The organism is Bartonella sp. AD328YNZD, assembly GCF_042196425.1.
In genome coordinates this window covers 1-694 of the sequence record NZ_JBHIQG010000744.1, presented here as the reverse complement: position 1 = coordinate 694, position 694 = coordinate 1, and the positions used below count along the sequence as shown (strand labels likewise).

The window sequence follows — 694 nt, the reverse complement described above, 5'->3', positions numbered from 1 at the left end:
TCGGTACCTTTGAAGGCTCTTCCAACGACAGTTAATCATGGTGATAACTTTTTCTTGGTTACCAAGCGTTCTCATTCTCCTATTTCGTTTGAACCGCAGTTCATGGCTGGTTATACGCTTCAAGAAGGGTCTAGAGTGACAGTGACCATTGGAGGTAAGGACTTTGATTTTTTCACGAAAGATTCCTCAGCTTGGTTGGCGTCATCAGAGCTAGAAAAGCAGCTTGTTTCTGCTATGCGTGCTGGAAGCGATATGACAGTGAAAGCGATATCAAAACGAGGAACGCATACCACTTATACTTATTCCTTAAAAGGGGTTACTGCTGCATTAAATGCAGTTCAAAAGTGCCATTAAGGTTTCGATAACTCTAAAATAGTAATGTAAATTGGAAAGCAATGGCCATTTCCTATGACCTTAGACCAGTTGGTTCATGTTCAGCACGAAAAACAGATAATGTGGTCGTGAAGGAGAGTTCAAAGCTTTCTTTAATTGGTTTGTCACAAGATGAAATGGTGCAGGCATTAAAGACCGTTGGTGTACCAGAGCGTCAAACGCGTATGCGTGTACGCCAGCTTTGGCATTGGCTTTATGTACGTGGTGTTTCAAATTTTGATGAAATGCTGAATATTTCTAAAGCAATGCAAGAAACACTTAAGTGTCATTTTTCCATTGCGCGCCCAGAAATTGTTGGAGA

The 694-nt window shown here is 41.2% G+C and carries 1 protein-coding gene and 1 pseudogene; both read left to right on the top strand.

The features are described 5' to 3' along the window. Window positions 1–354, top strand: a 354-nt coding sequence (locus ACFIO3_RS14805; protein ID WP_375704749.1) for an invasion associated locus B family protein, incomplete at its 5' end; no start/stop codon positions are given. Window positions 355–395: 41 nt separating this feature from the next. After that, a pseudogene (locus ACFIO3_RS14800) lies at window positions 396–694 on the top strand (23S rRNA (adenine(2503)-C(2))-methyltransferase RlmN); the annotation flags it as partial.